The organism is Niastella vici, from assembly GCF_002077945.1.
GTDB classification, from domain to species: domain Bacteria; phylum Bacteroidota; class Bacteroidia; order Chitinophagales; family Chitinophagaceae; genus Niastella; species Niastella vici.
This window is the reverse complement of the sequence record NZ_LVYD01000044.1, coordinates 181,165-193,642: the sequence shown is the minus strand read 5'-3', so window position 1 is coordinate 193,642 and position 12,478 is coordinate 181,165. Positions and strand designations below refer to the sequence as shown.

14 protein-coding genes are annotated in these 12,478 nt (G+C 39.4%); 5 read left to right on the top strand and 9 right to left on the bottom strand.

What is annotated here, in order from left to right:
* Nucleotides 1-411: 411 nt before the first annotated feature.
* The 3 genes from A3860_RS14870 to A3860_RS14860 all read right to left on the bottom strand — a co-directional run bounded on the left by A3860_RS14870 (nucleotide 412) and on the right by A3860_RS14860 (nucleotide 2,324).
* Nucleotides 412-924 (bottom strand): hypothetical protein, encoded by a 513-nt coding sequence (locus A3860_RS14870; protein WP_081147506.1) that lies wholly within the window; start codon nucleotides 922-924, stop codon nucleotides 412-414.
* 15 nt (nucleotides 925-939) lie between these two features.
* Nucleotides 940-1,578, bottom strand: a complete 639-nt coding sequence (locus A3860_RS14865) for a class I SAM-dependent methyltransferase (RefSeq protein WP_081147505.1) — start codon at nucleotides 1,576-1,578, stop codon at nucleotides 940-942.
* Between the two features lie 77 nt (nucleotides 1,579-1,655).
* A complete protein-coding gene (locus A3860_RS14860) occupies nucleotides 1,656-2,324 on the bottom strand; it encodes a BON domain-containing protein (RefSeq protein WP_081147504.1) in 669 nt (222 codons plus the stop codon).
* Between the two features lie 289 nt (nucleotides 2,325-2,613).
* Here A3860_RS14860 and A3860_RS14855 point away from each other — a divergent pair, with 289 nt between their 5' ends.
* Nucleotides 2,614-3,486: a universal stress protein gene (locus tag A3860_RS14855; RefSeq protein ID WP_081147503.1), complete on the top strand. Its 873-nt coding sequence runs from the start codon at nucleotides 2,614-2,616 to the stop codon at nucleotides 3,484-3,486.
* A 45-nt stretch (nucleotides 3,487-3,531) separates the two neighbouring features.
* The gene (locus A3860_RS14850) at nucleotides 3,532-4,038 is read left to right on the top strand and encodes a DUF892 family protein (protein ID WP_081147502.1); all 507 of its coding nucleotides are present in this window, start codon (nucleotides 3,532-3,534) and stop codon (nucleotides 4,036-4,038) included.
* A gap of 27 nt (nucleotides 4,039-4,065) precedes the next feature.
* Here A3860_RS14850 and polX read toward each other — a convergent pair whose 3' ends face one another.
* From polX to A3860_RS14825, 5 genes are all read right to left on the bottom strand, one after another.
* The gene (gene polX / locus A3860_RS14845) at nucleotides 4,066-5,856 is read right to left on the bottom strand and encodes a DNA polymerase/3'-5' exonuclease PolX (protein ID WP_081147501.1); all 1,791 of its coding nucleotides are present in this window, start codon (nucleotides 5,854-5,856) and stop codon (nucleotides 4,066-4,068) included.
* A 133-nt stretch (nucleotides 5,857-5,989) separates the two neighbouring features.
* Nucleotides 5,990-7,036 (bottom strand): hypothetical protein, encoded by a 1,047-nt coding sequence (locus A3860_RS14840; protein WP_081147500.1) that lies wholly within the window; start codon nucleotides 7,034-7,036, stop codon nucleotides 5,990-5,992.
* Between the two features lie 9 nt (nucleotides 7,037-7,045).
* Entirely contained in the window at nucleotides 7,046-8,020 is a 975-nt protein-coding gene (locus tag A3860_RS14835; protein ID WP_143774107.1) for a ribose-phosphate diphosphokinase, read from the bottom strand.
* A 267-nt stretch (nucleotides 8,021-8,287) separates the two neighbouring features.
* A complete protein-coding gene (locus tag A3860_RS14830) occupies nucleotides 8,288-8,899 on the bottom strand; it encodes a CDP-alcohol phosphatidyltransferase family protein (RefSeq protein WP_081147498.1) in 612 nt (203 codons plus the stop codon).
* Nucleotides 8,892-9,716, bottom strand: coding sequence for a phosphatidate cytidylyltransferase (locus A3860_RS14825; protein ID WP_081147497.1), 825 nt, complete (start codon nucleotides 9,714-9,716; stop codon nucleotides 8,892-8,894). The genes A3860_RS14830 and A3860_RS14825 overlap by 8 nt, the downstream gene beginning before the upstream one ends.
* 147 nt (nucleotides 9,717-9,863) lie before the next feature.
* Here A3860_RS14825 and A3860_RS41485 point away from each other — a divergent pair, with 147 nt between their 5' ends.
* Genes A3860_RS41485 through A3860_RS14815 form a run of 3 tightly spaced genes read left to right on the top strand, consistent with a single transcriptional unit; the run spans nucleotide 9,864 to nucleotide 11,572 of the window.
* Entirely contained in the window at nucleotides 9,864-10,040 is a 177-nt protein-coding gene (locus A3860_RS41485; protein ID WP_173820220.1) for a hypothetical protein, read from the top strand.
* A gap of 25 nt (nucleotides 10,041-10,065) precedes the next feature.
* Nucleotides 10,066-10,575, top strand: a complete 510-nt coding sequence (locus A3860_RS14820; protein WP_081147496.1) for an AAA family ATPase — start codon at nucleotides 10,066-10,068, stop codon at nucleotides 10,573-10,575.
* Entirely contained in the window at nucleotides 10,556-11,572 is a 1,017-nt protein-coding gene (locus A3860_RS14815) for a hypothetical protein (protein ID WP_081147495.1), read from the top strand. The genes A3860_RS14820 and A3860_RS14815 overlap by 20 nt, the downstream gene beginning before the upstream one ends.
* A gap of 39 nt (nucleotides 11,573-11,611) precedes the next feature.
* Here the strand turns inward: A3860_RS14815 and A3860_RS14810 are convergent, their stop codons facing one another.
* Nucleotides 11,612-12,451 (bottom strand): universal stress protein, encoded by an 840-nt coding sequence (locus A3860_RS14810; RefSeq protein ID WP_081147494.1) that lies wholly within the window; start codon nucleotides 12,449-12,451, stop codon nucleotides 11,612-11,614.
* Between the last annotated feature and the right edge of the window lie 27 nt (nucleotides 12,452-12,478).

The window sequence follows — 12,478 nt, the reverse complement described above, 5'->3', positions numbered from 1 at the left end:
CAGGATCACTGAAAACAAACCAAGGGCTTATAATAAAACGCAACACATTAATGATAAAGCCTTACTACAATGCAGGTATGAAAGAGGGAAATTTTTCGGATTACAGGAATGAATAAAAATGATTTCGGCAAAGGTAATAACAGAACAAAACCAAAAGCAAAAAATAAGTGTAGAATTTCTTTCTCCTTTTAATTTATTTCACCAGCTATAATGATATAGTTTTAGCAGCTCCTTCCATTATCTGCTCCTTCATTTACCTTTGTAATGAATTGCCAATTAGATAGGACTACACGAATACGCATGGTTGTGAAAATCTCATATCTTATCACATCCTTCAATAAAGGGTTTGATAACTGTCAACTTATCCTTCAACCCATCAAAAACGCCGTTTTTAAAGAATGCAGTGAATAATTAATTTAAATGAAAATTTGCCAGGAAAATAAGGGCGACAATCACTAACACAGCGAATGTGATCAAAGCTCCTAACCCCAGTGCTTTCCCAACTTTTGCAGAAAGTTCCTTTTTCGTTCCCCCTGATAGTGCATGCTTTCCAAAAACAATGGCTAAAATGCCCAGTGGAATTACCAGTAACAGCGTATAGGTTGGAATGAACAGGAAAACAATGGAAGCAATCCCCAACCATAAAGAAGCTGTGGCGTTTTTGTCGGCATTGACCGTGTTGTCTTGTAAGAGGTGCCGCCTGGATAATTTTTTCAAGTACATCCGGAAGAATACCCTTAAAAATCCAGGCCTGTTGGCGTGCAGAGAAGATGCAGTCACGTTAGCCCAATCCGATCGTTCCTTTATAGCTGCAGATTCCAGTGAGGAATGCGCTTTAACGGGTATCATGACAATACAAATGCCCATTAAAAGAGCAAAAAATCTGAAGAAGTTCATTGCAGCAATAATGGACCGATTTCGCATGGATGGCTTTGGTTTTTATTTCTTATTAGATTTAATGATCACAAAAGAACCTTTCCCATAACCCGGCATTGAGGGTTCCAGCATTTTAATATCATCCAGGTTGTGAAATAATGTCTGTGAAAAGGAAAGATTTCTGAAACCAGCGCGTTTCAGTTCATTTAAAATTCGTTCAACAGAATAAAAATTAGCATCCTTGTAAAAAACGCTCACTGGTTTTCTTGCTTCATAGAATTTACCTATTGGACTATTTTTCTCAATGAACCCCAAAATAAGAGAACCGCCGTTTTTCAAAACACGATGGGCTTCTTTAAATGCCCCGTGCAAATCATCAAAATAGCTGACGCAAAAAACCATCAGTACAAAATCATATTTATTGTCTTTATATGGAAGCGCTTCTGCTTCAGCATCCATTACTTCAATACCCCATTTAATAGCCAGGGTACGCATATTGGCAGCTGGTTCAACCCCTTCCTTTATTCCTAAAGCTTCAGAAAATTTTCCTGTACCCAGGGCTATTTCAATTCCGTAAATAGTCTTTCCAAAAGGTAATAATTCACGAATAGCTTCTACTTCTGACTGAAATACAAAAGGATATCTTTCGAACCAATCTTCATATTCCGCCACATGTTCATTAAAAGGCAATGTTTTTAACATATGTTTGGTTTTAGGTAATAACGAACTGGTTAACGATTTTTTACAGAACTATTCAGATTATAAAGGTTCAGAACTTTCTAAAAAGCTAATTCTTCTTCCTGCATTTCGAGTCTGTTTTCTACACCGGTAACACCGGGGGCCGACCATGCAGCATTTTCAGCATCTTCCCTTTCTGCAAATGAGCGAACTTTTCCGGTTAATATTACTCTGTTATCTATAATGTTGACAGTAATTTTTCCGGCATCAATTGTTGCACACCGGTGAAAAGCAGCAGTTATTTTTTGCTTTACATCTGTAGCCGTTATCGCCGGTTTTAAAGTTATATAGTTATTAATTCTGCGAACCCCTGCCAGTTTTTCAACCGCGTTTTTAGCGGCATTACGCTGATAATCCCAATCAACTTCACCATTCAGAGACACAATACCATCCTCAATCTTTATTGTAATTTTTTCATCCGGCACCAACGTATTCCATCTCAAAGCATTTAATACTGCTTCAGCAATTTCTGTATCCGTTTTGCGATAACTGGGTGAAATACCCACTTGTATTTCTTCTACCACCGCTTTTACTCCAGCCACTTTTTTAGCAGCATCTTCCGCAGCAGTTTTCTTATAATAAATATCTACAATGCCCGACAGGGTGACAATGCCATTTTTAACAATTACACCTATTTCAGCAGCATTCAAAAAAGGTTCCCATTTTAGCTGATCTATCACATCCTGTTGAATCTGAATATCGCTTTTCATAATTCACTTTTTTAGCAGGTTAGAAAATAGATAATAATCCTCTATCATTCAGGAAAACGGATATTCATGTTAATTATCGATAGAGTAAGTTATAAAAGGGATTAGCCGAAACAAATTTATTGCTAAGGGTATCGGGTAACAATGACCATGATCAGTATAAGGGGTGATAATGCTCTAATAACGAAAAAAGCTTCATGCATCACCCCATAATGAGGTCAATCATATATGGCAATGATGCCTGTCATTGAAAACGCCTTGCAATAGCAGGTAGCTTTGATAAAAACAGATTATGAAAACCATTCTGGTTGCTACCGATTTTTCAGATGCTGCACATAGTGCTTCCTTATATGCGGTTGAATTAGCGAAGGCATTTAATGCCCGAATAATACTGTTTAATGCTTTTCAACAGGTGCCAGTTCCTGTTTCTGAAATACCGGTTCTTACTATGGAAGAAATGGCAGTGCGGGTAGAACGCCAATTGGAAGAAGAAAAAAAACTGCTTGGTGAAGGGAATGACGTGCCGATTGAACTTTTCTTTAAACCGGGCGTAGCAAACAGGATCATTCCCATAGCTATAAAGGAAAAGAAGGCCGATATTATCATTACCGGGATGAAAAAAGACAATACAACACTACGCCATATTTTTGGCAGTACGGTTTCACAATTAGTCAAAAATCTGGTTGTTCCCATGATCGTTGTACCTGAAGACACAACTTATACGAGTATATCTACCATTGCTCTTGCGAATGAAAGCGATGTAGCGCCTGATAGCGATGTTCGCCTACTTGATACCCTCCGCCTCCTTGGTGAAAGGTTTCATTCAAAGCTATACCTTGTGCGGGTAGCGGAAAACCGGTTCCAGGAAGCATATGAAATGTTAAACCGGCCATTTAAAATTAGCAGAATGGTAAGAACGCTCGACCCAATATATGAGTGTATTGTGGGAAAAGATGTACCAGGAGCATTAAAGGACTTTATCTCAGGATACAAGATCAATTTGCTGGCACTACTGACACATAAACAAGGTCTTTGGGAAAGATTGTTTATGAAAAGCACTACACGGACCATGATCTTTGAAACGCCCGTCCCACTTTTAATTTTACCCGATAGGTATACGGATAAAACACAAAATCCAATTTCGGAAAAGGGAGCTTTGTTATAAGATACCGGAAATAGTAATAATTATTAACAATTAATTTCTTCAATCATGAAAGAAATTACAACATTGAAAGACCTGATGGTTTTTCACCTTCTTTCCCTGTATGACGCAGAACTGCAATGGTCAGAGGCGCTAAAAGAGATTTCCGGCACTATGGCGGCAAAAGACCTTAAAAAGATTTTTAAGTCAAGCGGCATAAAGGCATCAACTCATGTCCAAAAACTGAAAGATATTTTTATGCAAACGCAAATAAGTACATTATCAAAAAAGAATGTTGTTGCAAAAGACCTGGTTAAAGAAATGAATGACCTGCAAAACAGCGCAGCTGATCCCGAAGTGCTGCATGCGGGCCAGATCGTTATTCATCAGTGCATGAGTCATTATATGATTGCCAAGTACGGAACTGTCGCCTCTTATGCCCGGCTATTGCTACAAGAGCATATTGCCAGTGCATTGCATGAAATTATGGAAGAAGAAAAAGAAATCGATGAAGAATTGTCGCGCCTGGCAGAAGAAAAAATTAATGCTAAGGCAAAAACAGCATTAATAGTTTAACAGGAAACACCAGCGTTGCGAAATTGATTACTTAACAGCTTGCTTAAGCGCATGTTGTTTATGACGTTTGAATTGTTCAACAGCTTTCCATGAGCAGGTATTTAATACATTTTCTATTTTACACCAGCCTCTGCGGGCCACTGCCACACCCAGTTGCATAAAATCAAACTGGCTCAAAGCATGTGAATCGGTACTGATGGTAATCATAACCCCTTTTTCAATTGCCTCCTTAACCAGGTCGTCGCGTAAATCGAGCCTGTTAGGCTGTGCATTGATCTCAATAGCGGTACCGGTAGCGGCTGCTTTTTCAAATAGTTTATTCCAGTCAAGGGTATATCCTTCCCTTTTACCGATCAATCGACCGCCTGGATGTCCAATGCAATGCACATCCCTGCGTTCACAGACTTTAAGCAGCCGTTGGGTATTGTCTTTTGTAAAACCGCTGTGAATAGAAGCAACAACCCAATCGAATTGTTGCAAAAGATCTTCTGGCAAATCAAGCGAACCATCGGCCAATATGTCTACTTCCACCCCTTTCCTTATAAAGTCTTTGCCCAACTTTTTATTAATCCTGTCAATCTCTTTAAATTGTTTAATAAAATCTGCAGGCTGCAATCCACCAGCTATCCTTTCGCTTGGAGAATGGTCTGTAAGCACAATATATTCGTAGTGCGGGAACTCTTTACAAACATAACGGGCTATGGTTTCAATTTCATCTGCACCGTCGCTCCATACGCTATGCATTTGCATGTCGCCCCTGATATCTTTTAAATTAACCAGCCTTGGCAACAGGTGTTTTCTTGCATTTTCAATTTCACCTCTTTCTTCGCGCAATTCAGGCGGTATAAACTGCATTCCAAACAACCGGTAAATTTCTTCCTCGGTGGCGCCAGCCAGCTGTTTATCACTTTCTGCATCAAATACCCCATATTCATTTAGCTTCCACCCTTTACCTTTTGCCCAGGTACGTAATTTGATATTATGCTCTTTTGACCCCGTAAAATATAATAAGGCAGAGCCATATTCATATTCGTGCACCAGACGCAGGTCTACCTGTATATTGGTCTTTTTTAAAACAATACTGGCCCTTGTTTCCCCTTTAGCAAGTATCCTTTCTGATTGAGGCAGTGCAATAAATTTACTCACTATTTTTTTCCAGTCCTTTTTATCTGCTGTTGCAATAATATCAATATCTCCAATGGTTTCTTTTTTTCTGCGCAAACTGCCGGCCAGTTCAGCTTTTTTTATACCTGGAAAAGCCAGTACTTCCTGCAAAATATCTTCGCCAATATTCATGGCATCCCACAACAACATCCGGGCATGTGCTTCTTTAAAAAGTTTTAATCCCCTTTTCATGTTGTCGATCTTTTTGGGCCCAAAGCCCCGCAGCCCTTTCAGCTTACCGGTCTCAATAGCCCGAATTAATTCATCGCGGTTATTGATATGTATTTTCTGATGCAGGGCTTTTACAGTGGCAGGCCCAAACCCGGCAATATCCATAAGCTCAAGCAACCCCTGCGGCACCTTTTTTTTCAGCTGTTCAAAGGTTTTAATTTTACCGGTATTCAGGTATTCAACTATTTTTTCACCTATACTTTCACCAATGCCATGTAATTCATGTAAGGCATCTTCATCTTTTGCATATACCGAAATATCATTTTTCAAATTACTTAACGTGCGGGTCGCTCCATCATAAGCCATAACTCTGAAGCGGTGTTTTGCACCCAGATACCGGTAACATGATGCCATCTGATGAAAAATAGCAGCCAAATCAGCATTATGTCGTTCACCGGCCTTTTTAACATTTGACAAACCCATATAAATATTTTATTCAAATTAACACACAATAAGATGCCAGTTACAATGAGGCCGATCAAAACGCGGAATGACAATGATCAGTTAAAATACCGGTTGATTACAATTAGTGAACTAAATGATAACAGTCATTGTATCAGGCTATAAGTTTTTTATGGTATTGCGCCGCCAGTTGCAGGTAGCCATTGGCTTTTGCCAGCCATTTGGGGTCCTCTTTATACATTGGCTCCAGTATATGTCTTATAACAAGAAAGGTCCGCAAACAGGCTCGTTTTATTTTATAAAATAAAATGAGAGACGACGGTATGTGATCAGAAGTAAAAGAAGCATATGTATCTAAAAACAAGTCCCCCACCAGAAAATTGCCCAGTATGTCACATTCCATGGCAAGAAAGGATAATTCTTCCGCCGTATCCAGTATCCTCAGGTCACGGTTAAATTCCAGGCAGTCAATGATAGCTGGTTCCTGAGCAATGCAAATATGTTCCGGCCGCAAGTCGCCATGGGCTTCTATGATCTTTCCATCTGTAACCCGTTTATCGAACATGGATGCATGATCATTAAGAAAGTGCAGCAATCCGGCTGTAAGCAGTTCGATCATTGCAATTGGCAACTGAAACATGGGATTAACCAGTTCTCTGTAAACGGCATGCACCTCGCCTTTAAGTTTTTCCCTGTATAGGCCTGGCTTTGTATCAGCAGACTGCGCGCCTTTATAAAATTCCGTTAGCAATATAGCAGCCGGCTGTACCATGGTTTTATTAACAATATGATGCCTGATTACATAATCCAGCATGTTTTCCTCCGGTAATCTTTTCATCTTCACAAGCCAGTCTATGATCGTTCCTTTGCCCTCTAAAGTCATCGTACCTTTTTCATCAACAGTAAGGGGTATTATGCCAAGATAAATATTCTTTGCCAGTCTCCTGTTCAAGCGAACTTCATCACGACAATCCCTAAATCTTGCTTCTAGTATGCTGAAATCCAGGAAACGGTATTTAACGGGCTTTTTAAGTTTATATGCAAAGCCATCTGCCAAAAACACCCATGACATATGGGTTTCTTTTGCTTCTACCTGGCTTACCTCGAATGGATAAGCACCAGGTTGTTTTAAAAAAGCAACCTTTTCACCAGCAGATATTCTGGTTTCTTTAAGTGGCTGTTCTATGAAAATTTTAGCCATTGATCTATATTAATCCTGTAACAACTCAGCAACCGAACCACCTTCATACATTCGTTTAATGGCTTCCGCAAAAAGTGGCGCCGCATTCAAAATTTTTACTTTTTCTTTTACCTGTGTGTGCTCCAACCTGAAAGGCGGAATCGTGTTGGTTACTATAATTTGTTGTAAACTTTCCTCCTGCAATGTTTTGTCAGGTTCACCGGTAAAGATGCCATGAGTGGCAACAGCCAGCACTTTTTTTGCGCCTGCCCGTTTACAGGCTACCCCTGCCCGCGCTAATGTTCCCCCGCTGCTTACCAGGTCGTCGATAATTACAACCGTTTTTCCTTTTACATCCCCTGCTACTTTTTCACCCCACACTTCACCGCTGCTGCGGTATTTTTCCATAAACGCTACCGGCAACTCCTGATTCAGTCGTTTGCTTATTGATTGTTGAAATTGCTCAGCCCGCTTAATGCCCCCAATATCCGGCGACATTATGACAATGGCATCATCAGTTGTCAGTTGAGGAATAAGAAAATCGGCAAATATTTTTTTTGCTTCGAGATGTTCTGTAGTACAACGAAACGCATTTTGGAAAGCCTGAATATTATGTACATCAATAGTAAGTATACAATCTGCCCCTGCTGCTTCGAATAGCCGGGCGATGTAACGGGTAGTTACGGGGTCACGCGGCTTGGTTTTCCGGTCTTTTCGCGCATAACACAGGTAGGGTACTACGGCCGTAACCCGCCGGGCCGAAGCATCCTTTAATGCAGATAAAAAAAATAAAAGGCGGCACAGTTTATCATTCACACTTTTTTCGTAATCGCTGTACAATGATTGAATCACAAATACATCCTGATTACGTACATTTTCAAGAGGCCGGCTTTTATGCTCCCCATCTTCGAATTCCCTTTCTTCATGTTCACCAAGTGCCACACCTAACTCGTTGGCCACCAGTTCACCAAAACCACGGCTGTTGTGTAATGCAAATATTTTCATAATGCTCTTGATATTTAAAAAGGCGGGCTTTGCAGCCCGCCTCAGAACGACGTTGATAGCTTATGGTCTTTTGCAACCTTTATTCTATCAGCGTCTGCTTAACCCGAAAATTTCCTGGTTAAAGTAGCAGTTTTTATTCTGCATTTCGGTCAGATAGTTTACTGTCGTTTGAACAGCTATATCTATCCTCCTGATTAACCGATCCCTCTTCGGGTTAAATCTTGTATAAAGGTAGTAATTATGACATACCGAAAAAGATGATGCTGGTCATTGTGATTGCTGTTTATAATCAACTGTCGTGCCGGCATTTTTTTTCCTTTTCATCACCCAGTACAAACTTTTAACGTTGGTTTCCCATTCAGGCAAGAGCAACACCAGAATTATCTCTTCAATAAGATCTACAGTTGTAACAAAAACAGCTGTATAAAACAAAATATAAACAGGTTCATGAAGAAAGAAAAGCAGAATAAGGAAGAAGCCCTGAAACAGCGCTGAAAGTTTAGCCGCATATGTATGGAAACTACTGATTTTACCATACCGGATGAAAGCGAGGATAGTTTGTATGAGAAATAAAATCAGCAAAAAAACTATTAGAGCCATTTCCTGTTTAAAGAAATCGGGCTTTAATACAATAACTCCTGTAATACCTGCAACAATAGTAAGATCATCGGCAATAGAATCAAGCCTGGCGCCCAGTTTGCTGGCTACCTTGTATTTGCGGGCCAGCCATCCATCCAATACATCGGTAAAAAAACTAAATCCAAATAACCACTTAAATAAATCCAGCTGCCGGCTGAAAATCAGGAAAACAAGCAGCGGTGCAACCATCATACGGTAAAGCGTAATACCATTCACAAAATAATAACGGAACTTATTCATGGCTGCAAAGCATTAAATAGCTAAATACAAATGGAGCAGAACCCAGCAGGGAATCAAACCGGTCGAGCATACCGCCATGTCCGGGCAAAATAGTACCGGAATCTTTCAGGTTGAGGCTGCGTTTCATAAGCGATTTAATTAAATCGCCATAGGAGCCAAAAACCACAATAATAAGCGCTATGGCTATCCAGTGAATCATGTATATGTCCTTAAAGAAATAGGAAACAACATAGGCAACTATAACTGCACCAACCATTCCTCCAAGGCTACCTTCCCAGGTTTTTTTGGGCGAAATGCGTTCAAATAAATGATGACTGCCAATATATTTCCCAACAAAATAAGCGCAAGTATCGCTTGCCCAGAGAATGAAAAAATACCCAAGAACCATTTTGTAATCATAAATCCCCGACGAAACTGGCCAAAAGGCAATACTAATAAAAAAGCAATATGGAATAGTTATACTAAAGACACCTAAAAAGGTGAAGGCGAGGTTTACAAATGGATTAGTAGCTTTCGAATATAGTTCAAAAACAAAGATACTGAATGCAAAAGGGATATTGATCAATATAGCTTTCCCCTCAAGTAAACCACTTATAACCAGCGTGTACGAAATAACTATGCATATAGACAATAATATGCCGGCTGTTTTCCTGGGCAGAAGCCCGACTGTCTGAAATAAACGGTAAAACTCCAACAAAGTCAGCACGTTAATGACCAGCATCAACAATATGAAGCTATAAACACTTAAGCTGATTGCGGCAATAATAATTGCGGTCAATATCAGACCAGTGATCGCCCGTTGGGCTAAATTATTCATCGTCATTTACACTTACATTGAGTTGCATATTGCTATTCAAAATTATCTTCCTGTTGTTCGCCATATTATGATGCATATCAATAGCCTCTGTGATGTCCCTCATTCAATTTAATTACCAAATGACCGTTATTTGGAAAAAGTTCTTTTATGGCTAAAAAAAAGAAAATTAAAGAGCCGTCAGAAATTCCTCTCCCAGCCAATCCTGAATTAGTGCCCGAAAGTATACCAGAGGAGCCTGTATCTCCGGAAGAAGAACCTGAGATAACACCCGAAAAAGATCCGGATGAACCTTCGCCACCGCCTGAATGGCCAAAACCAGAATAACGTATTTAAACCAAACATGGCAACTATGGTGATAATAGTAATGGGTTTGCCTGGCTCAGGAAAAAGCTATTTCGCTTCAAGGCTGGCAAAGGCCATTGAGGTAGAATATATTAATAGTGACAGGGTAAGAAAAAAGATGATTACCCAAAGAACGTATTCATCAAAAGAAAAACAGTTGGTATATAATAAAATGCTTGAACTAATGAAGCTGGCTGTAATACAAAAAAAAGATATCGTGCTGGATGGAACGTTTTACAAACATTCGATCAGGAAAAAATTTATTGATGAAGCCAGAAATGCTACCTGTATTTTTTTTATTGAAGTAAGGGCATCAGAATCGCTCATCCGGGAAAGATTAAAGCAAAACAGAGCGGACAGCGAAGCTGATTATACGGTATATAAAATCATACAGGCGCAATGGGAACCATTACAGGAAAAACATTTGATATTACAATCAACTAATGATAACATAAACGATATGTTGCAAACAGCTATTGATTATCTGCGTATAAAAAATGACAAAAGAACAAATTGATAAGTTGATTTCAGCTGGAGAATTCCCGGAACATAATGGCCGGCCGGAGCTTATAGAAACACATATTTCCTGGGTGATATTATGTGACCGGTTTGTATTTAAAATTAAAAAGCCGGTCTGCTATTCTTTTCTTGATTTTTCTACTTTGGAAAAACGCAAATATTATTGCGAGAGAGAGATCGAACTCAACAAAAGGCTTACTGAGCATATATATCTTGATGTGCAGCCTGTTACAGAGATATCGGATCTGTTCTTCATTGGTAAAAAAGAGGGCGAAATAATAGATTATGCAGTTCGTATGCGAAAGCAAGACAGGAATCTGCAAATGGATGTGCTTTTATCGAATAACAAAGTTATCCATTCAGACATGCGCAATCTGGCAAAAAAAATAGCGGATTTCCATAAAAAAACAACTATCATTTATCAAAAAGACCTGTTGGATATTCGAAATAAATTTAATGACCTGGGAGAAGAGAAATTGTTTTTGCAGGAACATTTGACTGTAGATAGTAGCACAATCATTAATAATGCCATTGATATTTCCGATGTCTTTATGCAAAAGAACACGGCTTTACTGGCCAACAGGCTTAATGCCGGTTTTTTTAGGGATTGTCATGGAGATTTACACTCCAGGAATATTTTTTTGTTGCCCGACCCGCAACCATTTGACTGTATAGAATTTAATGATGATTACCGGCAAATTGATATACTGAATGAAGTTGCTTTTCTATGTATGGACCTGGACGCTTTTGAAAGGCAGGATCTATCGAATCTGTTCCTCAAATATTATAATGACTTTTTTCCTTCTGTGGAGACAAATAAAGATCATCAGCTTTTTGTTTATTATAAAAGTTACCGTGCCAATGTCAGGGCAAAAGTAAATAGTCTCAGAGCCCGTAGTGCTGGCAACGAAATGGCAAGAATCATATACCTGGACGAAGTGAATAAATACCTTGGGTTAATGGATCATTATATTAAACTGTTGACGATTGAATAAAAATAGCAGCTCATTCCTGAATTGAGCCACATCGATTACCTACCTGGGGGCAATGAACAATGGCGCATCAATTTGTTCCATTAGTACATCTGCAAGGCTTTCCCTGAACCAGCGTGAAACCCTGCTTCTTTCATAAGCTCCGAGCACAACCAGGATATTATTGTTCTGCGCTTTCAGGTTTTCGGGTATTTCGGTATCTGCATAGCCATTTAAGACTGTATAATTAGCCTGTGGAAAATGGCGTTTCATAAACTCCTTCATCAACCGGTCATCAGGAATATGCCGGTTACCCCTTGATTCCCTTACAGAAACAACTTCAGTTTCGAGGTATTTTAATTCAGGAAAAAGATAGCTGAAAGTTCTGATAGCATGTACTGATGAAGGCTGTCCATCATAAAGCAAGATGAGCTTATCAAGTGGTTTATATTTTTTCGGCACTACCAGCACCGGACACTGAACCTCGCTTAACAGATCCCTGATAAATTGGGTAGGTATGGTTTCCTCATAATGAGTAAGCGTTTCTTTATTCTCAATAACCAGGAGATCGGCATAAATACTTTCGTGCAGCAATTCATGCAAAGCAATACTTTTATCATGATGAATGGTATAATTTAAACCGGCTTCCCTGCACGCTTTGGTAAAATGATTCACAGCCTCTTCCCTTGTTCTTTCATCTGCTCTTTCAAGCCTTTTGTGTTTTTCCTCATCCACGCCGCCTGTTTTACTTACCAGTTCGTATATTTTATAACTATGATAAGTGAAATCGTCAAGAAACACTCCAACCAGATGCGCATTGGTTTCCTGAGCCAGATGAACAGCATAGTGCACAGCACTGTCAGAGAATTTCAATCCGTCAATGGCGGCAATGATCTTTTTCATATGAACAATTTTTAAATAGTAAATAAT